34 protein-coding genes, 4 tRNA genes and 1 pseudogene are annotated in these 24134 nt (G+C 48.9%); 24 read left to right on the forward strand and 15 right to left on the reverse strand.

Annotation, left to right across the window (positions count from 1 at the left end; translation table 11 throughout):
- The 8 genes from FDX04_RS07770 to sdiA all read left to right on the forward strand — a co-directional run.
- Positions 1-505, forward strand: a 505-nt coding sequence (locus FDX04_RS07770; protein WP_256372418.1) for a flagellin, incomplete at its 5' end; no start/stop codon positions are given.
- Positions 506-667: 162 nt separating this feature from the next.
- Positions 668-1387: an RNA polymerase sigma factor FliA gene (fliA, locus tag FDX04_RS07775; RefSeq protein ID WP_016153479.1), complete on the forward strand. Its 720-nt coding sequence runs from the start codon at positions 668-670 to the stop codon at positions 1385-1387.
- Positions 1388-1443: 56 nt separating this feature from the next.
- The gene (gene fliZ / locus FDX04_RS07780; RefSeq protein WP_006684071.1) at positions 1444-1995 is read left to right on the forward strand and encodes a flagella biosynthesis regulatory protein FliZ; all 552 of its coding nucleotides are present in this window, start codon (positions 1444-1446) and stop codon (positions 1993-1995) included.
- A 100-nt stretch (positions 1996-2095) separates the two neighbouring features.
- The gene (tcyJ, locus tag FDX04_RS07785) at positions 2096-2896 is read left to right on the forward strand and encodes a cystine ABC transporter substrate-binding protein (RefSeq protein WP_137370714.1); all 801 of its coding nucleotides are present in this window, start codon (positions 2096-2098) and stop codon (positions 2894-2896) included.
- A 107-nt stretch (positions 2897-3003) separates the two neighbouring features.
- A complete protein-coding gene (dcyD, locus tag FDX04_RS07790) occupies positions 3004-3990 on the forward strand; it encodes a D-cysteine desulfhydrase (protein WP_042307711.1) in 987 nt (328 codons plus the stop codon).
- A 20-nt stretch (positions 3991-4010) separates the two neighbouring features.
- Positions 4011-4679: a cystine ABC transporter permease gene (gene tcyL, locus FDX04_RS07795; RefSeq protein ID WP_006684074.1), complete on the forward strand. Its 669-nt coding sequence runs from the start codon at positions 4011-4013 to the stop codon at positions 4677-4679.
- Entirely contained in the window at positions 4676-5428 is a 753-nt protein-coding gene (tcyN, locus tag FDX04_RS07800; protein WP_003030477.1) for an L-cystine ABC transporter ATP-binding protein TcyN, read from the forward strand. Before tcyL ends, tcyN begins: the two co-directional genes overlap by 4 nt.
- A gap of 231 nt (positions 5429-5659) precedes the next feature.
- Positions 5660-6382 (forward strand): transcriptional regulator SdiA, encoded by a 723-nt coding sequence (gene sdiA / locus FDX04_RS07805; RefSeq protein WP_038641538.1) that lies wholly within the window; start codon positions 5660-5662, stop codon positions 6380-6382.
- A gap of 66 nt (positions 6383-6448) precedes the next feature.
- On the opposite strand, the gene FDX04_RS07810 is transcribed toward sdiA, so the two are convergent.
- Positions 6449-6673 carry a DUF2594 family protein gene (locus FDX04_RS07810; RefSeq protein WP_006684077.1) on the reverse strand — a complete coding sequence of 75 codons (225 nt, stop codon included), beginning with the start codon at positions 6671-6673 and terminating at the stop codon, positions 6449-6451.
- A gap of 460 nt (positions 6674-7133) precedes the next feature.
- Between FDX04_RS07810 and uvrY the strand changes: the two genes are divergently transcribed.
- The 6 genes from uvrY (at position 7134) to FDX04_RS07840 (ending at position 10674) form a co-directional block, all read left to right on the forward strand.
- Positions 7134-7790, forward strand: coding sequence for a UvrY/SirA/GacA family response regulator transcription factor (gene uvrY / locus FDX04_RS07815; RefSeq protein ID WP_006684079.1), 657 nt, complete (start codon positions 7134-7136; stop codon positions 7788-7790).
- Positions 7787-9619, forward strand: coding sequence for an excinuclease ABC subunit UvrC (gene uvrC, locus FDX04_RS07820; protein WP_042307718.1), 1833 nt, complete (start codon positions 7787-7789; stop codon positions 9617-9619). Before uvrY ends, uvrC begins: the two co-directional genes overlap by 4 nt.
- A gap of 55 nt (positions 9620-9674) precedes the next feature.
- Positions 9675-10223: a CDP-diacylglycerol--glycerol-3-phosphate 3-phosphatidyltransferase gene (gene pgsA / locus FDX04_RS07825; RefSeq protein ID WP_038641531.1), complete on the forward strand. Its 549-nt coding sequence runs from the start codon at positions 9675-9677 to the stop codon at positions 10221-10223.
- Positions 10224-10374: 151 nt separating this feature from the next.
- Positions 10375-10450 (forward strand) — tRNA-Gly (locus FDX04_RS07830).
- Positions 10451-10501: 51 nt separating this feature from the next.
- Positions 10502-10575, forward strand: a tRNA-Cys gene (locus FDX04_RS07835).
- A gap of 12 nt (positions 10576-10587) precedes the next feature.
- Positions 10588-10674, forward strand: a tRNA-Leu gene (locus FDX04_RS07840).
- Between the two features lie 84 nt (positions 10675-10758).
- Here the strand turns inward: FDX04_RS07840 and FDX04_RS07845 are convergent.
- The 13 genes from FDX04_RS07845 to FDX04_RS07910 form a co-directional block, all read right to left on the reverse strand.
- On the reverse strand, positions 10759-11769 hold the full coding sequence (locus tag FDX04_RS07845; protein ID WP_137370715.1) for a tyrosine-type recombinase/integrase: 1011 nt from the start codon (positions 11767-11769) through the stop codon (positions 10759-10761).
- The gene (locus FDX04_RS07850; protein ID WP_065944714.1) at positions 11769-11996 is read right to left on the reverse strand and encodes a DUF4224 domain-containing protein; all 228 of its coding nucleotides are present in this window, start codon (positions 11994-11996) and stop codon (positions 11769-11771) included. The genes FDX04_RS07845 and FDX04_RS07850 overlap by 1 nt, the downstream gene beginning before the upstream one ends.
- A 301-nt stretch (positions 11997-12297) precedes the next feature.
- Complete coding sequence (locus FDX04_RS07860) at positions 12298-12582, reverse strand: ASCH domain-containing protein (RefSeq protein WP_137370716.1); 285 nt, start codon at positions 12580-12582, stop codon at positions 12298-12300.
- Positions 12575-12937, reverse strand: coding sequence for a DUF5448 family protein (locus tag FDX04_RS07865; protein WP_069891445.1), 363 nt, complete (start codon positions 12935-12937; stop codon positions 12575-12577). Before FDX04_RS07865 ends, FDX04_RS07860 begins: the two co-directional genes overlap by 8 nt.
- On the reverse strand, positions 12937-13575 hold the full coding sequence (locus FDX04_RS07870; RefSeq protein WP_137370717.1) for a hypothetical protein: 639 nt from the start codon (positions 13573-13575) through the stop codon (positions 12937-12939). The genes FDX04_RS07865 and FDX04_RS07870 overlap by 1 nt, the downstream gene beginning before the upstream one ends.
- 13 nt (positions 13576-13588) lie before the next feature.
- Positions 13589-13897, reverse strand: a complete 309-nt coding sequence (locus FDX04_RS07875; protein ID WP_057520408.1) for a hypothetical protein — start codon at positions 13895-13897, stop codon at positions 13589-13591.
- 1 nt (position 13898) lies between these two features.
- On the reverse strand, positions 13899-14420 hold the full coding sequence (locus FDX04_RS07880) for an ead/Ea22-like family protein (protein ID WP_137370718.1): 522 nt from the start codon (positions 14418-14420) through the stop codon (positions 13899-13901).
- Entirely contained in the window at positions 14417-14614 is a 198-nt protein-coding gene (locus tag FDX04_RS07885; RefSeq protein ID WP_071692368.1) for a hypothetical protein, read from the reverse strand. Before FDX04_RS07885 ends, FDX04_RS07880 begins: the two co-directional genes overlap by 4 nt.
- Positions 14611-15360 (reverse strand): hypothetical protein, encoded by a 750-nt coding sequence (locus tag FDX04_RS24430; RefSeq protein WP_137370719.1) that lies wholly within the window; start codon positions 15358-15360, stop codon positions 14611-14613. Before FDX04_RS24430 ends, FDX04_RS07885 begins: the two co-directional genes overlap by 4 nt.
- Positions 15344-16384 carry a chromosome partitioning protein ParB gene (locus tag FDX04_RS07895; RefSeq protein WP_137370720.1) on the reverse strand — a complete coding sequence of 347 codons (1041 nt, stop codon included), beginning with the start codon at positions 16382-16384 and terminating at the stop codon, positions 15344-15346. Before FDX04_RS07895 ends, FDX04_RS24430 begins: the two co-directional genes overlap by 17 nt.
- Positions 16384-16866 (reverse strand): hypothetical protein, encoded by a 483-nt coding sequence (locus FDX04_RS07900; protein ID WP_238696142.1) that lies wholly within the window; start codon positions 16864-16866, stop codon positions 16384-16386. The genes FDX04_RS07895 and FDX04_RS07900 overlap by 1 nt, the downstream gene beginning before the upstream one ends.
- Before the next feature lie 332 nt (positions 16867-17198).
- Positions 17199-17275: transfer RNA gene (locus FDX04_RS07905), tRNA-Arg, on the reverse strand.
- 160 nt (positions 17276-17435) lie between these two features.
- Positions 17436-17840, reverse strand: coding sequence for a hypothetical protein (locus FDX04_RS07910; RefSeq protein WP_137370721.1), 405 nt, complete (start codon positions 17838-17840; stop codon positions 17436-17438).
- A gap of 168 nt (positions 17841-18008) precedes the next feature.
- On the opposite strand from FDX04_RS07910, the gene FDX04_RS07915 reads away from it, so the two are divergent.
- Complete coding sequence (locus FDX04_RS07915) at positions 18009-18890, forward strand: BRCT domain-containing protein (protein WP_137370722.1); 882 nt, start codon at positions 18009-18011, stop codon at positions 18888-18890.
- On the opposite strand, the gene FDX04_RS07920 is transcribed toward FDX04_RS07915, so the two are convergent.
- The gene (locus FDX04_RS07920; protein WP_137370723.1) at positions 18882-19568 is read right to left on the reverse strand and encodes a helix-turn-helix transcriptional regulator; all 687 of its coding nucleotides are present in this window, start codon (positions 19566-19568) and stop codon (positions 18882-18884) included. The genes FDX04_RS07915 and FDX04_RS07920 overlap by 9 nt on opposite strands.
- Positions 19569-19703: 135 nt before the next feature.
- Between FDX04_RS07920 and FDX04_RS07925 the strand changes: the two genes are divergently transcribed.
- The 9 genes and pseudogenes from FDX04_RS07925 to FDX04_RS07970 all read left to right on the forward strand — a co-directional run bounded on the left by FDX04_RS07925 (position 19704) and on the right by FDX04_RS07970 (position 24064).
- Positions 19704-19946: a YdaS family helix-turn-helix protein gene (locus FDX04_RS07925; RefSeq protein ID WP_116359837.1), complete on the forward strand. Its 243-nt coding sequence runs from the start codon at positions 19704-19706 to the stop codon at positions 19944-19946.
- 25 nt (positions 19947-19971) lie between these two features.
- Complete coding sequence (locus FDX04_RS07930) at positions 19972-20436, forward strand: YmfL family putative regulatory protein (protein ID WP_137370724.1); 465 nt, start codon at positions 19972-19974, stop codon at positions 20434-20436.
- Positions 20437-20676: 240 nt separating this feature from the next.
- The gene (locus tag FDX04_RS07935; RefSeq protein ID WP_061549227.1) at positions 20677-20889 is read left to right on the forward strand and encodes a DUF4222 domain-containing protein; all 213 of its coding nucleotides are present in this window, start codon (positions 20677-20679) and stop codon (positions 20887-20889) included.
- Complete coding sequence (locus tag FDX04_RS07940) at positions 20846-21829, forward strand: hypothetical protein (RefSeq protein ID WP_137370725.1); 984 nt, start codon at positions 20846-20848, stop codon at positions 21827-21829. Before FDX04_RS07935 ends, FDX04_RS07940 begins: the two co-directional genes overlap by 44 nt.
- Entirely contained in the window at positions 21829-22275 is a 447-nt protein-coding gene (locus FDX04_RS07945; protein ID WP_249935514.1) for a hypothetical protein, read from the forward strand. The genes FDX04_RS07940 and FDX04_RS07945 overlap by 1 nt, the downstream gene beginning before the upstream one ends.
- Positions 22275-22943, forward strand: coding sequence for an MT-A70 family methyltransferase (locus FDX04_RS07950; protein ID WP_137370726.1), 669 nt, complete (start codon positions 22275-22277; stop codon positions 22941-22943). The genes FDX04_RS07945 and FDX04_RS07950 overlap by 1 nt, the downstream gene beginning before the upstream one ends.
- Positions 22930-23148 carry a hypothetical protein gene (locus tag FDX04_RS07955; protein ID WP_003833987.1) on the forward strand — a complete coding sequence of 73 codons (219 nt, stop codon included), beginning with the start codon at positions 22930-22932 and terminating at the stop codon, positions 23146-23148. Before FDX04_RS07950 ends, FDX04_RS07955 begins: the two co-directional genes overlap by 14 nt.
- Positions 23149-23164: 16 nt before the next feature.
- A pseudogene (locus tag FDX04_RS07960) lies at positions 23165-23451 on the forward strand (LexA family transcriptional regulator).
- 244 nt (positions 23452-23695) lie between these two features.
- Complete coding sequence (locus FDX04_RS07970; RefSeq protein WP_048231595.1) at positions 23696-24064, forward strand: RusA family crossover junction endodeoxyribonuclease; 369 nt, start codon at positions 23696-23698, stop codon at positions 24062-24064.
- Positions 24065-24134 lie beyond the last annotated feature (70 nt).

Genomic DNA, 24134 nt, shown 5'->3' on the forward strand with positions numbered 1-24134 from the left:
AGAGTTTACTGTAGCTGGTGGTGTTGTTACATACGACAATGACAATACTACTGGACCAGCGGCAGTGGCAGCCTTTGTGGGTCAGGACGGTAAAATTACTACCACTGATAAAGAAATTGTGAACTACTTTGCTCATGCAAATGGCGCAGTAACAAATGGTACAGGTTCAACTATTTACCAGACTGCTGATGGGAAGATGACGACTGAAGCGAAAACCAAATCTGTAGCGACTGAGGATCCGCTGAAAGCGCTGGATAATGCTTTGGCTAAAGTTGACGCTCTGCGTTCAGACCTGGGTGCGGTACAGAACCGTTTCGATTCTACCATCACTAACCTGGGCAACACTGTTAACAACCTGACTTCTGCTCGTAGCCGGATCGAAGATGCTGATTACGCGACCGAAGTGTCTAACATGTCTCGTGCTCAGATCCTGCAACAGGCAGGTACTTCTGTTCTGGCACAGGCTAACCAGACCACGCAGAACGTTCTGTCTCTGCTGCGTTAATTTACGCTTATCGCGCAAACCCCGCTCCGGCGGGGTTTTTTATATTTAGCTTTACCCGTAACCCCCAAATAACCCCTCATTTCACTCACTATTCACCCGATTAAAACCCCTGCAGAAACGGATAATCATGCCGATAACTCATTTAACGCAGGGCTGTTTATCGTGAATTCACTGTATACCGCTGAAGGTGTAATGGATAAACACTCGCTGTGGCAGCGTTATGTACCGTTGGTGCGTCACGAAGCATTGCGCCTTCAGGTGCGTTTGCCGGCGAGCGTAGAACTGGATGACCTGCTACAAGCGGGCGGCATCGGGTTATTGAATGCCGTTGACCGATATGACGCTTTGCAAGGAACGGCATTTACCACTTACGCAGTGCAGCGTATTCGTGGAGCGATGCTGGACGAACTACGTAGCCGGGATTGGGTGCCGCGTAGCGTTCGGCGCAATGCTCGCGAAGTGGCACAGGCGATGGGACAACTGGAGCAGGAGTTAGGGCGTAACGCGACGGAAACCGAAGTGGCGGAGCGTCTGGCTATTCCTGTGCAAGAGTATCGTCAGATGTTGCTTGATACCAATAACAGCCAACTCTTCTCCTACGATGAGTGGCGGGAAGAGCATGGCGATAGTATTGAGCTGGTGACGGAAGAACATCAGCAGGAAAACCCGTTACAACAGCTACTGGAGGGTAACCTTCGCCAGCGCGTGATGGACGCGATAGAGGCGTTGCCGGAGCGCGAAAAGCTGGTGTTAACGCTGTACTACCAGGAAGAGCTGAATCTGAAAGAGATCGGCGCGGTACTGGAAGTCGGGGAATCACGGGTCAGCCAGTTGCACAGCCAGGCCATCAAACGTCTACGCACCAAGCTGGGTAAGCTATAGGGGTAATCATTACCCCTGAACAATGCCGCATTACGAATTGACTACCAGGAGTTCTCATGACGGTGCAGCAATCAAAAAGACGGCCTCTAAGCCGCTACCTCAAAGATTTCAAACACAGCCAGACGCATTGTGCCCATTGCCTGAAGTTGCTCGACAGGATCACGCTGGTTCGTCGCGGGCAAATTGTTAATAAAATCGCCATCGCCCGCCTGGACACGTTGCTGGATGAAGCTGAGTGGGAACAGGAGAAAAAAGAGTGGGTGGCGCTGTGTCGTTTTTGCGGTGATTTGCATTGCAAAGAGCAGAGCGACTTTTTTGACATCATCGGATTTAAACAATTTTTATTTGAGCAGACCGAAATGAGCCACGGCACGGTACGTGAATACGTTGTCCGCCTGCGTCGCCTCGGGAATCACCTGACCGAACAAAATATCTCTCATGACCTGCTGCAGGAAGGGTTCCTCGACGAAAACCTTGCCCCGTGGCTGCCGGAAACCAGCACCAACAATTACCGCATCGCCTTACGTAAGTATGAGCAGTTCAAAGCCCATACCCATATGGGACATATGCAGAAATCCTCCTGGACAGCCAGTTCTGATATATATTAAAAACGAATAAGGTGTAACAGAGTCGTGTTTGTGGAACACAGCAAACGCTTTACACTGTAGTCATAAATGATAGTCACTAATGACAATATTCGGGGTAACTATGAAATTAGCACTTCTGGGACGTCAGGCTCTGATGGGTGTAATGGCTGTTGCACTTGTCGCCGGAATGAGCGTAAAGACTTATGCAGATGAAGGTCTGTTAAATAAAGTTAAAGAGCGCGGCACGCTGCTGGTGGGCCTGGAAGGGACTTATCCCCCGTTTAGTTTTCAGGGCGATGACGGCAAGCTGACCGGTTTCGAAGTGGAGTTCGCCGAAGCACTGGCAAAGCACCTTGGGGTGAAAGCCACGTTGAAGCCGACCAAGTGGGACGGCATGCTGGCCTCGCTTGATTCCAAACGCATTGACGTGGTTATCAACCAGGTGACCATTTCTGACGAACGTAAGAAAAAATACGATTTCTCTACCCCGTACACAGTCTCTGGTATCCAGGCGCTGGTGAAGAAAGGCAATGAAGGTGTTATTAAGACAGCTGCCGATCTGAAAGGTAAAAAAGTCGGCGTTGGTCTGGGCACCAACTATGAAGAGTGGCTGCGCCAGAACGTGCAGGGCGTGGATATTCGTACCTATGATGATGACCCGACCAAATATCAGGATCTGCGCGTAGGCCGTATCGACGCTATTCTGGTTGACCGTCTGGCGGCGCTGGACCTGGTGAAAAAAACCAAAGATACGCTGGCCGTCACCGGTGAAGCATTCTCCCGCCAGGAGTCCGGCGTGGCGCTGCGCAAAGGCAATGAAGATCTGCTGAAAGCGGTTGATACTGCCATTGCCGAAATGCAAAAAGACGGTACGCTGAAAGCGCTGTCTGAAAAATGGTTTGGAGCGGATGTGACGAAATAATCGGCATCCGATGAAAAAAGGCGCCTTTAACAGCGCCTTTTTTTATTTCATTGCGCCTGAACGTGCATAATAAAAAGAACATCACAACAACGAATACCGGAGGCTGTATGCCGCTGCATAACTTAACGCGCTTTCCACGTCTGGAATTTATTGGCGCGCCAACACCGCTCGAATATCTTCCACGCTTCTCCGACTACCTTGGGCGCGATATTTTCATCAAACGCGATGACGTTACGCCGATGGCCATGGGCGGCAATAAACTGCGTAAGCTGGAGTTTCTGGCGGCGGATGCGCTGCGTGAAGGGGCCGATACGTTGATAACCGCGGGTGCTATCCAGTCTAACCATGTGCGCCAGACGGCGGCGGTAGCGGCTAAACTTGGCCTGCACTGCGTGGCGCTGCTGGAAAACCCGATTGGCACCACGGCGGAAAACTATCTCAGCAATGGCAACCGTCTGCTGCTGGATCTGTTTAATACCCAGATTGAAATGTGCGATGCGCTGAGCGATCCGAATGCGCAACTTCAGGAACTGGCGACGCGGATTGAAGCGCAAGGGTTCCGTCCGTATGTGATCCCGGTTGGGGGTTCTAATGCTCTGGGCGCGCTGGGCTACGTGGAAAGTGCGCTGGAAATTGCGCAACAATGTGAAGGGGCCGTAGAGCTGTCTTCCGTGGTCGTGGCGTCGGGCAGCGCGGGTACGCATGCCGGACTGGCCGTTGGGCTGGAACAGCTGATGCCACACGTTGAGCTGATTGGCGTGACCGTCTCGCGCAGCGTGGCCGATCAAAAGCCCAAAGTTGTTACGCTACAGCAGGACATTGCCCGTGAACTGGAACTGACGGCCTCAGCGGATATCCTGCTATGGGATGATTATTATGCGCCGGGCTACGGTACGCCAAACGAAGAGGGCATGGAAGCAGTAAAACTGCTGGCGCGGCTGGAAGGCATCTTGTTGGATCCGGTCTATACCGGCAAGGCGATGGCGGGTCTGATTGACGGCATCAGCCAGAAGCGCTTTAAAGATGAAGGGCCAATTCTCTTTATCCATACCGGTGGGGCGCCTGCATTGTTTGCCTACCATCCTCACGTGTAACAATCAGGTAGAAAAACGTAATGCAAGAAAGTATCCAACTGGTGATCGATTCCCTACCGTATCTGCTTAAAGGCGCGGTTTTTACGCTGCAACTGAGTATCGGCGGGATGTTCTTTGGCCTCGTGCTGGGGTTTATCCTAGCGCTAATGCGCCTGTCGCCGCTATTACCTGTACGTTGGCTGGCGCGCTTTTATATCTCTGTCTTTCGCGGAACGCCGTTGATCGCCCAATTGTTCATGATCTATTACGGTCTGCCGCAGTTTGGTATTGAGCTGGATCCCATCCCGGCGGCGATGATTGGTTTGTCGCTGAATACGGCGGCCTACGCGGCGGAAACGCTGCGGGCGGCAATCTCCTCCATCGACAAAGGTCAGTGGGAAGCGGGGGCCAGTATTGGCATGACGCGCTGGCAGACCATGCGCCGGGCGATCCTGCCGCAGGCGGCACGCGTTGCGCTGCCGCCGCTGAGCAACAGCTTTATCAGCCTGGTGAAGGACACTTCACTGGCCGCGACTATTCAGGTTCCTGAACTGTTCCGTCAGGCGCAGCTGATTACCTCGCGTACGCTGGAAGTGTTCACTATGTATCTGGCGGCCTCCTTGATTTATTGGGTAATGGCGACAGTGCTTTCTGCGCTGCAGAACTATTTTGAAGAACAACTGAACCGCCAGGAGAAAGAGCCGAAATGAGTGCTATTGAAGTCAGAAACCTGGTCAAAAAATTCCATGGGCAAACGGTGCTGCATGGGATCGATCTCGACGTCAAACCCGGTGAAGTTGTGGCGATTATCGGACCGAGCGGTTCGGGCAAAACCACGCTGCTGAGGAGCATTAATTTGCTGGAGCAACCGGAGGCGGGCACCATTAAAGTGGGTGAGATAACCATTGATACCGCGCGGTCGTTAACTCAGCAGAAAGGACTGATTCGCCAGTTGCGCCAGCACGTAGGCTTTGTGTTCCAGAACTTTAATTTGTTTCCCCATCGTACGGTGCTGGAAAACATTATTGAAGGTCCGGTGATTGTCAAAGGCGAACCTAAAGCCGAAGCGACAGCCCGTGCGCGCGAACTGCTGGCAAAAGTCGGGCTGGCGGGAAAAGAAACCAGCTATCCGCGCCGCCTGTCCGGTGGACAGCAGCAGCGCGTGGCGATTGCCCGGGCGCTGGCGATGCGACCAGAGGTTATTTTATTCGATGAACCCACCTCAGCGCTTGATCCTGAACTGGTTGGCGAGGTGCTGAATACCATTCGCCAGTTGGCGCAGGAAAAACGCACCATGGTGATTGTGACGCATGAAATGAGCTTTGCGCGTGATGTGGCTGACCGGGCGATATTTATGGATCAAGGACGGATAGTGGAGCAGGGACCCGCTAAATCTTTATTTACGCATCCGCAACAGCCGCGAACCCGTCAGTTTCTCGAAAAATTCCTCATGCAGTAAATAGTACAAGCAGCACTCACCGGCATTGTTTTATGGTGAGTGCTGTGCGCATAACTATTTATAAATATTGCTTTATTATTAATACTTGATTCTGTTGCTTACTCTGGCGATTGAGTCACGCTCAAGTAATTTTTCATTTGTCCGATAATTTGCATATATAAAATACATTTATGTGTTAGCTTGTTTCATATGTTTGGATGATTATCAATCGCAGGGGCATTACCACTTAGTATGCAGGATCATGATTTCTTTACCTGGCGACGGAGCATGCTGTTACGCTTTCAGGAAATGGCGACGGCAGAGGATGTCTATAATGAGTTACAACAACAGACGCAGCATTTAGAGTTCGATTTCTACGCACTCTGTGTTCGTCATCCCGTACCCTTTACCCGTCCTAAAACGTCACTTCATACGACCTATCCCAAAGCGTGGGTGGCACATTATCAGTCCGAGAATTATTTCGCCATTGATCCGGTGCTGAAGCCTGAAAACTTCAGCCAGGGGCATTTACCCTGGGACGATAGCTTGTTTCGTGATGCGCAACCCCTGTGGGACGCCGCACGCAATCACGGTTTACGCAAAGGGATGACGCAATGTTTAATGTTGCCGAATCGGGCGTTGGGATTTTTATCGGTATCGCGAGCGAGTGTCCAAAATAGTCGTTTTGCGAATGATGAAGTGGAGCTCAGAATGCAGCTTCTGGTGCGGGAAAGCCTGTCGGTGCTGACGCGACTGGAAGATGACATGGTCATGGTGCCAGAGATGCGTTTTAGCAAGCGGGAAAAAGAAATATTGAAGTGGACCGCAGAGGGGAAAACGTCTTCGGAGATAGCGATAATACTGTCGATTTCTGAAAATACCGTCAACTTTCACCAGAAGAATATGCAAAAGAAATTCAATGCGCCAAACAAAACGCAGATAGCGTGTTACGCCGCTGCGACCGGGCTTATCTGAATAAATTATCGTTCTGAGTGTCAGACGCAAAACCGGCTGATAGCAATGCTGTCAGCCGGTTTCTTGTTACTGGCGGTAGGCCTGTTTAATTTGCTTAACAGTGCTGGAAAATACCGCAGCCTGTGATTGATCTTCAATCAGCGCGATCTGTTTTTCCATTTTAAGAATCACGCGTCCAGCATCGGCTTGACCCATTGCCTGCAGCATCAGTGTTAACAGGGCTTTCAGACAGGTGACTTCATTGGCCAGTTCCTGGTTATTCTCAGCAGTGGAAAAGTCAGGCGTACTCATTTATTTTCCTCGTTATGTTTCAATGAAAAAGTGCGATGTCAAATCTTAAGGCGGCGGAGTATACCATAAGCGAGGCTAAAAATATCAGTGGTTGTTTTTTGTGCAAGCAAAGGGGGAGGGACATTAAAATAAACAACATGTTGCAGTGCATATATTTTCTCCACTTGTTGTTTATTTCGAGTATTTTCCTCGTTAATTATTGTTACAAGTTTGGCTGCCTGTTTTGCATTCAGCGCAGGAATATGAATTTTTTGTCACTATTCTGAAACAGCTACGCAGATATAAGCGTGGCAGCAGGCTATGTGGCCTGCAAGTTTCCACACGTCGTACAATCTAATTTCCAAAAACGAGAGCAAAATCGAAAGTCGGACGTTTTTTACATTTCAAAGTTGAGATAAAACCCGTTAACATAGGACCGATTAACTATCGGTAGCGTTATCCCTATTCTGGAGATATTCCTTTGATCAACGTTTTTCTTGTTGATGACCACGAACTGGTGCGCGCAGGGATACGACGCATTCTGGAAGATATAAAAGGCATAAAAGTTGTCGGCGAAGCGTGCTGCGGTGAAGATGCGGTGAAATGGTGCCGCTCAAATTCCGTGGACGTTGTGCTGATGGATATGAATATGCCCGGTATTGGCGGTCTCGAAGCAACCCGCAAAATTGCGCGTTCAACGGCAGATATTAAAGTGATTATGCTGACGGTACACACCGAGAACCCGTTACCCGCAAAGGTCATGCAGGCAGGTGCCGCGGGGTATCTCAGCAAGGGAGCCGCCCCCCAGGAAGTTGTGAGTGCGATTCGTTCGGTTTATTCCGGGCAACGTTATATTGCCTCCGATATCGCTCAGCAGATGGCGCTCAGCCAGATTGAACCTGAGAAAACGGAAACCCCGTTTGCCAGTTTGTCTGAACGCGAGTTGCAGATTATGCTGATGATCACCAAAGGCCAGAAGGTCAATGAGATTTCAGAACAACTGAATCTGAGTCCTAAAACGGTGAACAGCTATCGTTATCGAATGTTCAGTAAATTAAACATTCACGGCGATGTCGAGTTGACTCACCTGGCAATTCGCCATGGCCTGTGTAATGCGGAGACATTAACAAGCCAGTGACCGATCAGTTTGATGCCAAAGCGTTCCTGAAAACCGTAACCAGTCAGCCCGGCGTTTATCGTATGTATGATACCGCCGGGACGGTTATCTATGTCGGGAAAGCGAAAGACCTGAAAAAAAGGCTTTCCAGTTACTTCCGTAGCAATCTCGCATCGCGTAAGACCGAAGCGTTGGTCGCGCAAATTCAACAGATTGATGTCACGGTGACACACACCGAAACCGAAGCGTTATTGCTTGAGCACAACTACATCAAGCTGTATCAGCCGCGCTATAACGTATTGCTGCGCGATGATAAATCCTATCCTTTTATTTTCCTCAGCGGCGATACTCACCCACGCCTGGCGATGCATCGTGGGGCTAAGCATGCCAAAGGCGAGTACTTTGGACCGTTCCCCAACGGCTATGCCGTACGAGAAACGCTGGCGCTGCTGCAGAAAATTTTTCCCATCCGCCAGTGCGAAAACAGCGTGTATCGCAATCGCTCGCGACCCTGCCTGCAATATCAGATTGGCCGTTGCCTCGGTCCTTGTGTGGCGGGCCTGGTGAGTGAGGAAGAATATGCACAGCAGGTCGAGTACGTCCGTTTATTCTTGTCCGGGAAAGACGATCAGGTATTAACCCAACTGATTGCCCGGATGGAAAAGGCCAGCCAAAATCTCGAATTTGAAGAGGCTGCGCGTATTCGTGACCAAATTCAGGCGGTACGTCGCGTCACCGAAAAACAGTTTGTCTCGAATTCCGGAGACGATCTGGACGTTATCGGCGTGGCGTTTGACGCCGGCATGGCTTGTGTGCACGTACTGTTCATTCGTCAGGGTAAAGTGTTGGGCAGTCGCAGCTATTTCCCGAAAGTACCGGGTGGTACAGAACTCGGGGAGGTGGTGGAAACCTTTGTCGGGCAGTTTTATTTGCAGGGAAGTCAGATGCGTACCTTACCCGGTGAGATCCTGCTCGATTTTAATCTTAGCGATAAAACTCTGCTGGCGGATTCATTGTCTGAACTGGCCGGGCGGAAGATTAATGTCCAGACGAAACCGCGCGGGGATCGTGCGCGGTACCTGAAGCTGGCACGTACCAACGCAGCGGTGGCGTTAACCACCAGGCTTTCTCAGCAGTCGACCATTACTCAGCGTCTGACAGCGCTGGCATCGGTACTGAAGTTACCCGCTGTAAAACGTATGGAGTGTTTTGACATCAGCCATACGATGGGCGAGCAGACGGTCGCCTCCTGCGTGGTTTTTGATGCCAATGGCCCGCTGCGCGCAGAGTATCGTCGTTACAACATCACCGGCATTACGCCGGGCGACGATTATGCGGCGATGAATCAGGTTCTGCGTCGGCGTTACGGTAAGGCGATAGAAGAAAGTAAGGTTCCGGACGTTATATTGATCGATGGCGGTAAAGGTCAGTTGGGACAGGCGAAAGCCGTTTTTGCTGAGCTGGATGTTCCCTGGGATAAACAGCACCCACTTTTGCTGGGAGTGGCGAAAGGGGCCGACCGTAAAGCGGGTCTGGAAACGTTGTTCTTTGAGCCGGAAGGAGAGGGCTTTAGTTTGCCGCCGGATTCGCCCGCATTGCATGTGATACAGCATATCCGCGATGAATCTCACGATCATGCGATCAGCGGACACCGGAAAAAACGCGCGAAGGTGAAAAGTACCAGTACGCTTGAGACCATTGAAGGCGTTGGGCCTAAGCGTCGGCAGATGTTGTTGAAATATATGGGCGGTTTGCAAGGTCTTCGTAACGCAAGTATTGAAGAAATTGCAAAAGTGCCGGGTATTTCGCAAGCTCTGGCAGAAAAGATCTTCTACTCGTTGAAACATTAGGCCCTCTGTAGCAACATAGGGGTAATTTCACTGACAACAGATAGTTATCCGTCATATGCAATTTAATATCCCTACGTTGCTCACGCTGTTTCGCGTCATCCTGATCCCATTCTTTGTATTGGCGTTTTATCTGCCATTCACCTGGGCTCCCTTTGTTTGTGCGCTGATCTTCTGTATTGCGGCGGTTACCGACTGGTTTGATGGCTATCTGGCGCGTCGCTGGAACCAAAGCACGCGTTTTGGCGCCTTCCTCGACCCCGTTGCTGATAAAGTGCTGGTGGCTATCGCGATGGTGCTGGTGACGGAGCACTACCACAGCTGGTGGGTGACGCTTCCTGCCGCCACGATGATTGCGCGTGAAATTATCATCTCTGCGCTACGTGAATGGATGGCTGAGCTGGGCAAACGCAGCAGTGTTGCAGTGTCCTGGATCGGCAAAGTGAAAACCACTTCACAAATGGCTGCACTGGCGTGGCTGCTGTGGCGTCCAAATATCTGGGTAGAGTATGCCGGGATCGCACTTTTCTTCGTTGCCGCGGTACTGACTTTGTGGTCAATGTTCCAGTATTTGAGCGCTGCATGGGGAGATTTGCTTGAACAGTGATCGTTTCGGCGCAAATTTCAGCAAACGATCGTCGGTGGTGAAAAATATCGTTGACTCATTGCGTCAGGTAAGTAGAATGCAACGCATCGAACGGCAGCACTGATTGCCAGACGATAACAAAATCAAGTGATTAACAAAGTTACTTGATGATGCGGGAATAGCTCAGTTGGTAGAGCACGACCTTGCCAAGGTCGGGGTCGCGAGTTCGAGTCTCGTTTCCCGCTCCAAATTAAAGACATCGGCAATAGCGGGTGTCGGCTGAAAAGCCAGAAGATTTCGGCGCGTTAGCAAAGCGGTTATGTAGCGGATTGCAAATCCGTCTAGTCCGGTTCGACTCCGGAACGCGCCTCCAATTTCTTCCCGAGCCCGGATGGTGGAATCGGTAGACACAAGGGATTTAAAATCCCTCGGCGTTCGCGCTGTGTGGGTTCAAGTCCCACTCCGGGTACCATGGGAAAGAATCAATAAAATCAATGATTTTGTGCTTCATGTTCACCATTGTTTCGCCATTCAGCTTCGCCATAAAAAGAGGGCATTACTGCCCCCCAACGACCGGAACAACTGAAATTCTTCGATTATATCTCGCTGTTTGTGAGGCGTTTTTATGACCTGAAATTTCTTGTTTCTCACTCAGCGTACCTTCAAGATCCGAAATTCCTTTGGCTTTTAGATCATGGAAAGTGAACTGGAAATCTAGGTCTGGATATTTCTCAGCAGCAAGTTTTTTTGTCTTCATCCACTGTGCATTAAAAGCATCGCGTGTGTATCGCAGACCTGATGGCTGGTGGATGACAAAAATACTTACCATCCCGCTGTTGAGAGGAATGCTGTCAGCAAGATTAACGGCATCCTCCAGACGTTTTGTCCAGGCCTTAATCTGGCTAACTGCGGTTTTACTCTGCTGAATTAAAATTCCTTCGCTCAATAATTGACTCTTTTTGAGGTCAAGAATGTCTCCCTGGCGGGCGCAACATAGATATGCCAACTCCATTGCAACTTTTACGGGAATAGAAGCAACGCTATAAAGTGCATCATATTCCCTGTCGCTAATATAACGGGTACGAGCCTGCTCTTTAAATTGCTTAACGCCCTGGCAAGGATTCATATTCACCTTTCCTCGTTCGTATGCCCACCGAAACACCCTGGACATAAATGCTTTCTCGCGGTTTGCCTGAACTCTGCTCTTAACACCTCGTTTATCCATATATTTTCTGATGTGCTCGGGCTTGATGTTATCCGGCTTCATTTTCCCGAAGACAACATTTACCTTTGAACCGTATTTTCTGTAGTCTTTACGTGTTTCAGTTGCTAACTCGTGGAAATCGCCGGAATTAAAGAACTCTTCACAAAGTGCGTTGAAGTTAGTACCAACCCTTAAATCGTTTATGAAGTTTTCGTAAGCTGCCCATACCTGCGATTTTGTTAGATCAGGATTGCACAACCTGACGGTACGACCATCTGTTGTACGAAACTCATAAGCAGATTTTCCCCGACGAACGCGGGGAGGCATCCAGTTATCATCGGGGTTTTTGCGAGCTCTAGACATTACATATCCTTAAAGTTTGGTTCTTCTTCCTCTGGATTACTCACTATCAACTTAAGGCCAACCGGGTTTGATACATGATCCCATGTTGTTCCTGGTCTGCCGTCCTTACGTGGGATAAAAAATACCCCACTATCCCTCAGAGCTTTACACTGGAGGGAAGGGCGACGATAACCAGTTAATTGATAGAGGTCATCTGGAGTAAGAAAACGTTGGATTTGTCCGCTCATACATAGTTCTCCACTTAAACCGGCTGCACCCGGTTACTTCATTCTGTAAGCACACGATGAACAACCGTGACGGGTTCCATCGTTGCAATTGCGACATAATGGACTTTCTTTCGAACTTTTCCCATTTAGCTGACGAAGTATCTCTACTGGCACCATTACCGGCATTGGTACACGAATCACCATGCTTCTGAGTTCAGCAATTTCGTTTGCCTGTTCGAACACTCGCGCCTTACAGTATTCAGCTTCAGATTTCCACCATGCCACATCCGCTTTGAGGCGACGCACACGCCGCTGCTTGAGTTTACTGGGCATGAATATTCACCTTGATAGCGAACACTTTAACCGGTTCCGGCCCGAAGTGAGGATGCGTGATCACCTTGATTTCGTAGCCGTCATACGGGATATCAATACGCTTGCTCATGTCGTCGCGCTTCGGATAACCACGAGTGATGATCAGCCTGTCATAGTCCTTACCATGAATGCGTCGGCCCCAGTACGGATTCACCAGGCGATACTCTTCCGTTTTCTCGCCAGATTTCATCTGGTCGAAGTATTCGCCGTTCACTGTCAGTTGCAGGTTAGCCATTGCTCAACTCTCCCACCCGATCCTCGAAGCAAATATCGTCGTAACGCTTTTCCTTTTCCCACGCGTCGAAGTCTGCCTGAGCAACCTCCTCAGCCCGAAATACAACGCCAACGATACCAGTGCACTTGTTAACGTATTCTCCACCATCTTCCAGAGAGTGTTCGATCACCATGTCGACAGTCTCTTTCAGGCATAACAAAGCGCACTTGAGATCTTTAAAATATCGATGGTCGGTCATGCATGATGTAACACGGTAGGTGATGACTTTTGGCCCAGCCTCTCTGCGTTTTTGCTCTCTCTCGATGGCATTGCGCATATCTGCCAGTTCATGCTTGTTCAACGTCGAGTAGTCCATCACTTCACCTCCTGCTGCGGTGCTGCTGCAATCAGCCTGCTCCAAGCATCCTTTGAGTCTTCCGCTCCGTAATCAATAATTGAGTCGAACTCGTCCAACATCTCCATTGTCGGCTCAACCGGCACCATCACATAGCCTGGAGGCGCAAGGTAGCGAACATCGACCGAGCGATCAGGTTCAGATGCTAGGTCAATGCCGATTATCGGAGAGTTGCCAGCCTGAAGCATGGCGGCGCGGCAGGCGTTACCTCTGCGCTCATACTGAATTCCATGCACAGCTAACACAGCCATCAACTTTTCTATCTGAACAACGATACCCTCACTGCTGATGAATTCATTTGGTAGCTTCACTACCGGCGATGACTGAGGGCTGGGGTATGGCGGTATACGGCGGTGGCTTGGCACTCTGTCGCCATCTGAAATTTGATACCAATCGCCTGGTTTATCTGCATAGAAATAACCAACAGGCTCAGCGCCAAACGCTGCAATAGCCCCTTCAATCACCTTCACAGCATCAGCCATTGCGTAGCCTAGATTACCGCCGTCGCTTTGTGCTGCTGCTTTGCTGAGTATTTCGCTTATCTGGTGCAGGCGCTCCAGTGATATAGGACCGTGCGCCGGGTGGTTGTTAGTTGTCATGGGTTAGTCCTCCTTAATCCCATTGCAAAACTGATGCGAAATATGCACCGCGACACGGCGAGTCACGAGGATGATGCCAGCCTGAATAGCCATCCTGACCACCTATTGGGCTAACTTTGTACCAGCACTGGTAATAGCGGGCGCTACTTGCAAAATCAGCCGCACCATCCGAGTCGATTACATCTTGGGACACAGAAGCCTGAATTATTTCCGCTTCCGTATAATCGCCGCGCATAACGATGAATCGCGCATCATCCGAGCAAAGATAATCACATGAACCGTCATGTTTACCTTTGGTGGTAGGTTTGATTAATTTATCCATCTCACTCCCCCTTCACGCCAATGCCAGCGGCGGCCATCATATGCAGGTACTCATCCGCATCCTGAACCCATTGACCGCCTACCCCGTAGTAGCGGTGCGTAATGATGTCGATGGTTACTAGCGGGTCTTGTTCAATTAGGTTCCGCAGAAACTCTTCAGGGTCACCAGACCAGTGCTTGATGACTGGAGTTTTTCCAGGGTGACGAACAACAAGAAACTGGTTTCCGTCATCTCGAATTTCGTTGCTCTCCAGTTCTGCTATGCGCTTCTCTGCGGCTTCCAGCCCATCCAGCAGCGCCAGAACAACAGCGGGGTTAGCCGCGGAGATGAAGTCCATAGTCTTTTTATTGACTACCTGTTCAGCAACAGGTCGGCAAGTTGACCATCCTTGGTTCTTTTTCAGGCTTCCTTTGACAATGACTGTATATTCACTGCCAATGCCTGGTTCTTTCCGCGATTGCCATTCCTCACCTCCAGCTTTCTCTGCTAACTGGCGTAACGCACATTTGTTGAGTGCAGTCATTGGGCGGCTCCTTCAGTCTTCACGGAAATGAAGCGAGACGGCGACCAGTCGCAATAGGTATCCGTTTCGGTGTGGCCGAACATGGCTTTACAGCGCGGGATGTGATGGCAGTTACCGCAACTAACACCCTTTGGCAGACGCATCTTGTCCGGATCAGCCGGGTCATAGTTCAGTTTTTTGGTGTTGTTGCTCATGCCTCACCGCCTTCACTTAGCTTGGCGGCCCATTCTTCGATCGCCTTCTCTGCGTACTCACCGGACAAGCCATCAGCCGCTGGTAGTGAGTCATTGGCTAAATCCTCTTTCGCTGACAGAATCATGCGGGTCACGTCGAGGACCTCTGCTACAGGCTTGTCGAGGAATCCGTGATTGAAGGCGGCGGCGAGGCGACTGGCCGCATAGTTGATACCCTCATTACGCGCACTTGCTTGCACTTCTGCTAGGCATTTACCGAACTCAGATACGTACTGTTCTACGGTCATTCCCCAACGTAATGGACATTCTGTTGAGGTTTCGCCTTCGCATTCTTCATCCGGAACATCTTTAGTGAAGTACTCGTGCTCTATAGCGTGGAGTATGTCAGTGAAGCGGCGTAGATTATTCAACCCCTCGGTTATGGCGAATTCTGGAGCTTCACACCCCGCCCCCATTTGTGCATAAACTCGCGATTTAAACTCAGCCAGCTCCCTGCACTTGCTCTCGGAGTTAGCGAGCTGTACTGCCATGTCTGTGAGTTTCAGTTCAAGATTATGAATAGTCGCGTCTGCTGCCCGGAACTCGCGCTGGAATTCCGTTAAATTTGAGCAGGCATTTTGAATTGAGTAGGCCAAAATGGCAGTATCACGATCATCTGATTCTTCAGCTTTAACCTGCAACTGAACCGCCAGGCTGAAGAGATCAGCAATTTGAGTTTCTGTCATACGGTTATTGATCGTTTGCATTGGTATGTACCTGCTGAAGTTTGTGTTGTTTAACGAAGTGGGCCACTGCTTTTGACTGGCTGGCGATTATTTTTCTGTCACCTAGGTCGAGCGTGACGTTCTTACCGCGGTAAATTATTGCCGAGCCGATTTCCTTACCGTCCATCTTCACATACAGCACTTTCCCAATAATCTCTGTCGTAGGAATTGGCTGTGATAGGCGATAGGTTTCGCGAGCTTCAGCAATGGCTTTGTGTTCGTCGATTATCGCCAGAGCTTCAGCCAGTGCCGTGCCTTGCAAAGTGAATACGCCTTCATCGCTGATCGTCGCCATGGCCATTAACTCCACGAAACGTCGAGCACTTTTAATGTTGAGTTCCGGAGCGATAGAACTGCGCGTAACCTTTGCTTTCCCCTGGGCGGCGGCTACGGCTTTATCGTGCTGGAGAACTTCACCAGCCTGTTCGCCAAACTCGCGAACGCGGTCAACAGCAACATCAACAGATACGGCACCAGATTTAACTTCCTGCTGAACGTCATAATTAGCAGTACTCAGAGTGAGCAACTTTTCAACGGTCGCTACAGACTTATTGACCAGCTTTGCAATCTCGCTGGTGGTCTGGTTGAAAGCGTTATGAAGCTCCTGAATAACAGCAGCCTGTTCAATATCGGAAAGAGGGAGTTGGTTATTACTGGTCATGATGCGAGCCAGTCGCTGCACATCGTTACCGTTAAACGGCATGATATGAATGCGGTCTACTGGCTTCCCAGCTTCAGCACAACGTGCGTAGCATCGACGTCGGCGGTGGCCTTCAACAACCCACACCCCACCTTCATCACGTGCGATAACCTCCAGTGGAGGAACGGTGCCACCGTTCATCAGATAGTTAAACAGGTCATCATCTGCCTGGCGGGTGCGTTCGTCGTCTTCACGCTTGTTGAAACCTTCACGCACGTGGATATGTTCAAGGCTGATAAACATCCCGGTATCGGTGCGCTTGATGGTCCCGTCACGGGACATCTGTTTGAATGAGTTAGCGGCCATTACGCAGTACCTTCACGAAGTTGGTTAGCGAATAACAGAGCCTGATTACCAGCGTAAACAATGCTTTCTTCTTGCTCTTCTTTCCCTATGGCAATAGTGACGTTTGCGTACTTTTCCACGCCAGTGGCCTGGATATCGCGAATAACCTGATCGGTTACTGGAGTTAACTCGCGTAATTCTCTCTGCGCCTCCAGCATGTGCATATTGGTCGGCGATTTGGTATGACGTTCAACGATGCGGTCGCACTCTTTGGCCCAACAATTAACATCGTCGCGTAAAACGGTGTTCTCTATGGCCAGTGCTTTACGCTGTTCCATTGACTCGCACAGCGCGACACCCTGAACATCGTAGCGGTTCGCCAGTTCATTCATCAGCCACTGGGAAGCAGGTGGCAGGAGAGGGGCAGCTTTACGGGCTGCATCGATCAGTTGTTCTCTGGTCATACGTGGTTGTAACTCAGTGACGTTCTGTGTGGTCGTCATGGTTAGTTTCTCCGTGTTATATGCGCCCTGCACGGCGCTGAATTTTGGTTGCACGAATCCCTCGCCAAAAGGCGAATAAAAGTTTTGGTTTCGTTTCAGTAAATGCCCCATGAAGAGGCACTTAGTGAAACGGGCGACTGCAATCGCCGGTAAGTTTCTCCACTCAATTGAAAGCGCGTTCCGCTAACGAACTGGCACTTAATGACAAGGGACAGAGCGCGCTTTCAGTTGAGTAAAAAGGGCGGTACCAGGGACTTCAAAGGTTGGTACTGGTACCGCCAAGACTCCACACAGCTTTCTTACTTCCTGGTACCACGCTGGCTACGTGATTCTGGTGCAGCATGCAGGATTCGAACCTGCGACCCACGGCTTAGAAGGCCGTTGCTCTATCCAGCTGAGCTAATGCCACAACTGGGAGCGCACTCCACCTGTTTCACACCTGTCACCCATAACTGGTAAGTAAAGGAGTGCGCTTTCATGTTGTGTGCCTGTCTTTTCACCACATCAGGCTCGGTGGTATTCTTGGAGTTCTCACACAACCAAGAAAATTAAAAATTGTGGAAAATCCATTATCTAAACTTGCTCTTGATGCCTGGTACAAGGTTCTTATCGTTATTGGAACTTTCGTCATCCTTCTCAACGGAGCTAATTTGCTTCCCAATTACCCCTTGAGAGAAACCTTTATCATCGGTCTCGGATGTATAATCTTTGGCATCGCAGAGTGGATGAATCATCCAATGCACGAAATTATTAAGCCAGCCAGGTACGGAGTTCCTACTCATACGATCACCGATAAAGGCTGGAAACCTTCTCTTATCGGATTGCTCCTTGATGTTTTTGGTATTGGCCTGATTGTTTTCGGATTCGTAAAACTGTTCTAAATCACAACCACATTTCGGGCACTTGTCATAAAGTGGTTTAGCTGTCATCCCAGCGGGAAGTCTAATCATCTTAACGTCTGCGCTTGTGCTCATTGCTATTCCCTCGATGCCATAAACCGTACTACCTGAAAAGTTGTGAAGTCATTTACTGGGTAACAACTTTAAGGTGTAATCTAGTTGTGGATAGATGAGTTGTCAACAACTTTATGTGGTTTGATTGAAAGTGGTAGCAATGTAAGGATGTAAAAAAAAGGAGGCTTTATGGAAGACAAGCTCTACGTATTTAACTACACACAAAACCGAAACAAACTTTTTGCTAATTTAATCAGCATCATTGATGGGATTTTGGCAGACGGACATGTAAGAGATGAAGAGGTGTTGTATCTAGACACCTGGTTACTTGAAGCAAACCAATCAATTCGCAACGGTGTTATAAAAAGTCTTAGTGCAAGGGTTTCTAAGATTCTATCAGATGGGATTGTTACAGATGACGAACGCGACGACCTAAAAACGCATCTGAGTGATATACAGAGAGAAATTCTTGATATCCCAGATGTGGATTTTTTTTCGACCGAATCAGATTTGCATCTCCTAAATGGACTTTGTAAAGGATTGATATCAGATCGCAAGTTGAGTGAGGACGAAGTTAGATACCTTGACTGGTGGCTAACGCAGAACGGTGCTTTGAAAAGCAACTATCCTGGTAAAGAGCTATACACTTTGGTGAAAGATATATTAAGTGATGGTGTCATTACTGCGGAAGAAAGTGAAATCTTACATAAGGCATTAGTAGACTTTACTGGTTGTGATCTGGAAAGTGGAGTTGTTGAGGGGCTATCTACAAAGCTTCCTTTAAATCATTCAGCTTCAGTAGAAATTAAAGGAAAAGTTTTCTGTTTAACTGGCGTATTTTTAGCTGGTAAAAGGTCGCATGTGGAAGACCTAATAAAAAATAGTGATGGTCAGATATCAAATGGCATTACTAAGAAAATTGATTATTTGGTTATAGGTACACTTTCATCCCGTGATTGGAAGTTCTCAAGCCACGGGAGGAAAATTGAAAAAGCAGTCTCATACAGAGATGATGAAGGGGCGAAACTTCAAATCATTTCTGAAGAGATGCTCTTTGCGGCCTTACCATGATCTTGAAGACCAGAATACTCGGCCTATAACGTGAATTCTTGCTCTTCTTTCATCAAAGTTGAGTACTTCATCTGGGTACTCTTCTTTGTTGAAGCTTCGTAGTATCAAACCACCATCAGGTTGATTTATAAGTACTTTGACACGAAGTAAAACTCCATCTCGTATTGCGTATAAATCTCCGTCTCTTATTGGCTTTGATTGAGATAAATCTACAGCAACATGATCACCATTGTTTAAAACTGGTAGAAGACTATTACCCCAGATTTTTACAATTCTTGCATTTGAAGGGCTAACACCAGATTTTCTTAGGTCTAAACGCCTTAGTGGAAATGAATCAACTATAGATTCCACTATTTCAGCCTCACATCCATTGCCAGCCGAAAGCTCAATATCAAGCACAGGTATATTGGCAAATACTTCAGGATCTAATTTAGCTTCTTCCAACTCTTCAACTACGAAATCGGACAGAGAACCATTCTCTTCTATTCCCAGTTGGAGCCACTTTTGAGAGACATTCAAAGCTTTTGCAATCTCTTTGATCTTTCTTGGTTGGAGAGTCTCCCCGTTTTCAATCTTTGCTACAGATTGCTGAGACAAGCCAATTTTATCAGCTAGTTGGGATTGGCTCATTCCCTGCTTTTCTCTGGCAATTTTTAATCGATCAGCAAGTGTATTCACAACTTTCCCCCTTTTTAATCTGAGGTTACAACTTTATGTTTTAGCTTTCCAACACCAAAAAGTTGTGATAAAAGTTGTTGAAGTTGTATAATCGAGTTTGAATACAACTTTTATCTACACACCTAGGAGAAAACTATGACACCTGAGCAGTTAGCCCTAACGGAGGCCATTAATGCTGCTGGTGGCCAGTCTGAATTAGCTCGGAAACTCTCTTTAAGCTCTGGGAAAGAAGTAAAGCAGCAGCAAGTCTGGAACTGGTTACACCGCGAAAAACGACCGCCAATTAAACAGTCTCAACACATAGAGAAAGTGACTGGAGTACTTAAAGAAAAATTACGACCTGATGTTTTCGAAAAGTCTACAGGTCCAACTGCGTGAACAAAACTACCAAAGGAAAAACAAGATGGTAGAGCAAACACTGAAAGAAGTAGTGAAGGCAATGTGTAAGGCGTACCCAGGAGGCCGTCAGGCTATGGCTGGCGCGTTAGGCATGTCAGAAACCCAGTTCAACAACAACCTGTACGAGAAAAACGGATGCCGGTTCTTTGAAGTAACTGAGCTGGAAGCGATGGAGGACATTTCCAACACGTCATTTGTTGCCGACTACTTTGCCAAGCGTCGCGGTGCACTGCTGGTGGACGTACCAAGCCTGGATGATCTTGACCGTGTTGACTTGTTTAGCCGTGCAATGCGTACAGCAGCTGCAAGAGGGCAAGTGGATCAGATTATCCAGAAGGCGCTTGAGGATGGAGTGATTGAAAAGCATGAAGCCGAAGAGATTCTGGATCATCACCGCCGTCATCTGGCAGCGCGTGAAGAAGAAATCCGCGCGATTGTGGCCTTATTCAGCCGCCGTCAAAAGAAGTGACGCCAGCGAGTGTGCAGCTCCTGGCGTCGTGGCGTGTCGTATTCAGTGGAGAAACTAACGCATGAACAGTGTAACAACACAGTACCGCAGGTCGCAACTTATTGCTCGACCTATGCCGGGTGGAAAAGGTCCGGCGCAGTTCGTGTATGGGGTAATGGTATCCGGATACTTTGAGCCTGTCTGCTACCAGTTTGCTGATTGGGTTGTAGGTGATTTCAACGGCCAGGCGGAGAAGGTCGAATGCGAGCACTCAACAGACGGTTCAAAGACAGCTACGGCGTCCCAGTCAGGGTTATCCGGTGGGAGCCAGAAACTCAACGGGTTATATACCTGCGCGACGGATACGAGCATGAGTGCTTCAGTCCTCTCGAACAGTTTCAGCGTAAATTCAGGGAAATAGAGGATCAGAATGAGCCTGTTAATGACATCCCGGCCAATAGTAATAAATCCTGACCTTGCATACAGCATTGGCCTGAATGAGGCGATTGCTTTGCAGCAGATTAATTACTGGCTGCAAGAAACCAAATCAGGCATGGAAAGTGATGGTGTTCGCTGGATCTACAACACGACAGAACAGTGGCTGGAGCAGTTCCCGTTCTGGTCTGAGTCAACCCTGAAGCGTACCTTCACCCGCCTGAAGACACTCGGTGTGCTCAAAATTGAGCAACTGAACAAGTCCCAACGCGACATGACCAACTTCTACACGATCAACTATGAAAGCGAGCTTTTAGATGAAGTCAAAGTGACCGAATCGAAGAGGTCAAAATGCGCTGTTCCATCAGGTCAAAATGACACGATGGAAGAAGTCAAAGTGACACGCTCCATCAGGTCAAAACGAATCGATGTCATCAGGTCAAAATGCACTGATGATCCTACAGAGAATACAACAGAGAGTACTACAGAGAATAAAACCCCTTCTTGTCCGGAAGCTTCGCAACCGGACGCTTTGGTTAATCCAAATGATTTTCTGTCTCGTCATCCAACAGCGGTGGTTTTCAGTGCAGCAAAACGTCAATGGGGAACTCAGGAAGATTTAACCTGCGCGGAATGGATCTGGGGAAAGATTATCCGACTGTACGAACAAGCCGCTGAGTCTGATGGTGAACTGGTTCGCCCTAAAGAACCTAATTGGGTTTCCTGGGCTAACGAGGTTCGTCTGATGTGCACTCAGGATAATCGCAATCACCGCCAGATCTGCGAGCTGTACGGTCGTGTAAATCGTGATCCCTTCTGGTGCAAAAATATTCTCAGTCCTTCGAAGCTGCGTGAAAAATGGGATGAGTTGTCTCTGAAGTTATCAGCGTCAGCCAGCAAACATGAGGTTCGAGAGGACCCAATGTTTAAATCCAAATACGAGTGCGATACACGCATTCCTGAAGGATTCAGGGGGTAATGATGAGCATTCTGAAAACGGTACAGATGTTTATTGCCATGAACCCCGGCTCCACGACCAGAGACATCATCGAAGGTCTGACCCAATACAGCCAGGACCAACTTCAACTCACTGTTTGCCGACTTTATGGTTCAGAACTGGCAACACGTAAACGTGATGGCCGTCAATTCCGTTACTACGCGGAACCGCCAGCAGATTGCCACTTCGAGGTGTTTGAACCAACTCCTGAAGTCAGCGCCCTGATGGAAACGGCGAAAGGCCTGGAGTCGAAAGGTCTTTTTCACCGTGCCGCGACGATTTACATGGAGGCGTTCAGCGCATCAGCCATTGAATCAGAGAGAGCGGCAATACTGGCAGAACGTCAGCGCTGCCTTGGCCTGGCTAAACCAGCAGTTGTTACCGAAGACGGATGCTATCTGGCTGGTCGATTTTCGGGAGGCCGTTAATGAACTATTCACTGATTTACGCCGATCCACCGTGGGAATACGGGAACACCATCAGCAATGGCGCAGCGGAAAACCATTACGGCACGATGAAACTCATCGACATAAAACGCCTGCCTGTCTGGGAGCTGGCTGCGGAAGATTCCGTTCTGGCCATGTGGTTCACCGGTACACATACCCGTGAAGCGATCGAACTTGCTGAGGCATGGGGTTTTAAGGTTCGGACCATGAAGGGATTCACCTGGGTGAAGTTTAACTCACTGGCAGAACAGCATATCAACAAAGCGCTTCAGGCTGGTGGAGTAGAGGACTTTTACGACTTCCTCGACCTGTTGAACGCACAGACCCGAATGAATGGAGGTAATCATACCCGTGCCAATACCGAGGATCTGCTAATTGCCACCAGAGGGAAAGGTCTTGAGCGTCAGAACGCCAGTATAAAACAGGTTATCTACAGCCCACTCGGCGAACACAGCCAGAAGCCTGCAGAAGCGCGTTACCGTCTGGAGCAATTATACGGCGATGTGTCACGCATTGAGTTGTTCAGCCGCTGCGCTGTTCCCGGCTGGCATCACTGGGGAAATCAGGCAGAAAACCCTGATGTAATCATGTTCCCTGGTTACGTTGCTAAACCTGCTCCGTTGCTGGAGGTGGTTTATGCAGGACGTTGAAGCACGTAACGCTCTTCGTAACATCGCCAGAAGATGCAACGAGGAAATAACCGCTAAACGCAAGGCTAACCCTGGTATGAATTGTGACGAAATAGCCAGGCCGATTTTTAACGGTGCCATGGGGATGGTTAAGCAGCTTGGCTTTACGCCATCTCATTTGTATCTCGAAGTCGGGATTTTGAACAAGCGGATTAAGGAGCGCTGAAGTGAACAAACTTACCGTGAGACAAAGTGAAGTACTTGGTTCGATCGTGAACTATCAGCGCCGGTTTGGATTCCCTCCAACGATATGTGAACTGCATCACCAAACGCGGCAGCTGATCATGTGAAGGCCATAGCGAAGAAGGGATATATCTCAGTTGTGCCTGGAGTATCCAGGGGGATTACCGTTACTTCAGCAAACGATGAGGCAGACGCGATATCGATCATAAAGTCACTCATTAACGGTGATAGTGATTCAAAAGAACGCGCCTTGTCATGGCTGGAAGCGAGAGGTGTTCAGCAATGAAATTAACGTTGCCATTCCCGCCAACGGTTAACACCTATTAACCGTGTAACTGAAAATATGGTTACGTACTGAATTTTGTCGTGGGGATGTCTCAGCCTATAGCGCCAGGGGTTTCCAGGGGGATTACCGTGATTTCAGCAAACGATGAGGCAGACGCGATATCGATCATCAAGTCACTCATTAACGGTGATAGTGATTCAAGAGAACCCGCCTTGTCATGGCTGGAAGCGAGAGGTGTTCAGCAATGAAATTAACGTTGCCATTCCCGCCAACAGTTAACACCTATTACCGGTCCCCTGATCGTGGAGCGCTAAAGGGTAAGCATCTGATAAGTGAGATGGGGAGGAAGTTCAAGAAGAACGTTTATGCCTCTGTTGTGCAGCAGTACGGCGGTATACCGAAACCAGTTAACGTCAACGTTGAGGTAAACATAGTTCTTTTCCCGCCAGATAACAGACGGCGGGATCTGGACAACTACAACAAAGCGCTTTTCGACGCACTGACGAATGCCAGAGTCTGGGAAGACGATAGTCAGGTTAAACGGATGGCTATCGAGTGGGGTCCGGTAGCAAAGCCCGGAAGAGTAGAGATCAATATTAATCACTATAAATAACTGATCAAACATACAGCTCACAATGCAAGCGCATATATCAGGCAGTAAAATACAGAAACACGCGTAGTGG

It is taken from the genome of Citrobacter sp. wls615 (assembly GCF_005281355.1).
Taxonomy (GTDB): domain Bacteria; phylum Pseudomonadota; class Gammaproteobacteria; order Enterobacterales; family Enterobacteriaceae; genus Citrobacter; species Citrobacter werkmanii.

Bases quoted from the DNA above. Each gene is read 5' to 3' on its own strand.
- FDX04_RS07970 (WP_048231595.1), top strand. From the start codon at position 23,696: ATGAAATTAACGTTGCCATTCCCGCCAACAGTTAACACCTATTACCGG.
- FDX04_RS07865 (WP_069891445.1), bottom strand. From the start codon at position 12,937: ATGGACTACTCGACGTTGAACAAGCATGAACTGGCAGATATGCGCAAT.
- FDX04_RS07885 (WP_071692368.1), bottom strand. From the start codon at position 14,614: ATGAGCAACAACACCAAAAAACTGAACTATGACCCGGCTGATCCGGAC.
- FDX04_RS07850 (WP_065944714.1), bottom strand. From the start codon at position 11,996: ATGAGCGGACAAATCCAACGTTTTCTTACTCCAGATGACCTCTATCAA.
- tcyN (WP_003030477.1), top strand. From the start codon at position 4,676: ATGAGTGCTATTGAAGTCAGAAACCTGGTCAAAAAATTCCATGGGCAA.
- fliZ (WP_006684071.1), top strand. From the start codon at position 1,444: ATGACGGTGCAGCAATCAAAAAGACGGCCTCTAAGCCGCTACCTCAAA.
- FDX04_RS07955 (WP_003833987.1), top strand. From the start codon at position 22,930: ATGCAGGACGTTGAAGCACGTAACGCTCTTCGTAACATCGCCAGAAGA.
- FDX04_RS07810 (WP_006684077.1), bottom strand. From the start codon at position 6,673: ATGAGTACGCCTGACTTTTCCACTGCTGAGAATAACCAGGAACTGGCC.
- FDX04_RS07875 (WP_057520408.1), bottom strand. From the start codon at position 13,897: ATGGATAAATTAATCAAACCTACCACCAAAGGTAAACATGACGGTTCA.
- FDX04_RS07900 (WP_238696142.1), bottom strand. From the start codon at position 16,866: ATGACGACCACACAGAACGTCACTGAGTTACAACCACGTATGACCAGA.
- FDX04_RS07880 (WP_137370718.1), bottom strand. From the start codon at position 14,420: ATGACTGCACTCAACAAATGTGCGTTACGCCAGTTAGCAGAGAAAGCT.
- FDX04_RS07860 (WP_137370716.1), bottom strand. From the start codon at position 12,582: ATGGCTAACCTGCAACTGACAGTGAACGGCGAATACTTCGACCAGATG.
- FDX04_RS07940 (WP_137370725.1), top strand. From the start codon at position 20,846: ATGAGCCTGTTAATGACATCCCGGCCAATAGTAATAAATCCTGACCTT.
- FDX04_RS07945 (WP_249935514.1), top strand. From the start codon at position 21,829: ATGATGAGCATTCTGAAAACGGTACAGATGTTTATTGCCATGAACCCC.
- FDX04_RS07915 (WP_137370722.1), top strand. From the start codon at position 18,009: ATGGAAGACAAGCTCTACGTATTTAACTACACACAAAACCGAAACAAA.
- FDX04_RS07910 (WP_137370721.1), bottom strand. From the start codon at position 17,840: ATGAGCACAAGCGCAGACGTTAAGATGATTAGACTTCCCGCTGGGATG.
- FDX04_RS07950 (WP_137370726.1), top strand. From the start codon at position 22,275: ATGAACTATTCACTGATTTACGCCGATCCACCGTGGGAATACGGGAAC.
- FDX04_RS07930 (WP_137370724.1), top strand. From the start codon at position 19,972: ATGGTAGAGCAAACACTGAAAGAAGTAGTGAAGGCAATGTGTAAGGCG.
- FDX04_RS07845 (WP_137370715.1), bottom strand. From the start codon at position 11,769: ATGTCTAGAGCTCGCAAAAACCCCGATGATAACTGGATGCCTCCCCGC.
- FDX04_RS24430 (WP_137370719.1), bottom strand. From the start codon at position 15,360: ATGCAAACGATCAATAACCGTATGACAGAAACTCAAATTGCTGATCTC.
- FDX04_RS07895 (WP_137370720.1), bottom strand. From the start codon at position 16,384: ATGGCCGCTAACTCATTCAAACAGATGTCCCGTGACGGGACCATCAAG.
- tcyL (WP_006684074.1), top strand. From the start codon at position 4,011: ATGCAAGAAAGTATCCAACTGGTGATCGATTCCCTACCGTATCTGCTT.
- FDX04_RS07925 (WP_116359837.1), top strand. From the start codon at position 19,704: ATGACACCTGAGCAGTTAGCCCTAACGGAGGCCATTAATGCTGCTGGT.
- dcyD (WP_042307711.1), top strand. From the start codon at position 3,004: ATGCCGCTGCATAACTTAACGCGCTTTCCACGTCTGGAATTTATTGGC.
- tcyJ (WP_137370714.1), top strand. From the start codon at position 2,096: ATGAAATTAGCACTTCTGGGACGTCAGGCTCTGATGGGTGTAATGGCT.
- FDX04_RS07935 (WP_061549227.1), top strand. From the start codon at position 20,677: ATGCGAGCACTCAACAGACGGTTCAAAGACAGCTACGGCGTCCCAGTC.
- pgsA (WP_038641531.1), top strand. From the start codon at position 9,675: ATGCAATTTAATATCCCTACGTTGCTCACGCTGTTTCGCGTCATCCTG.
- FDX04_RS07870 (WP_137370717.1), bottom strand. From the start codon at position 13,575: ATGACAACTAACAACCACCCGGCGCACGGTCCTATATCACTGGAGCGC.
- sdiA (WP_038641538.1), top strand. From the start codon at position 5,660: ATGCAGGATCATGATTTCTTTACCTGGCGACGGAGCATGCTGTTACGC.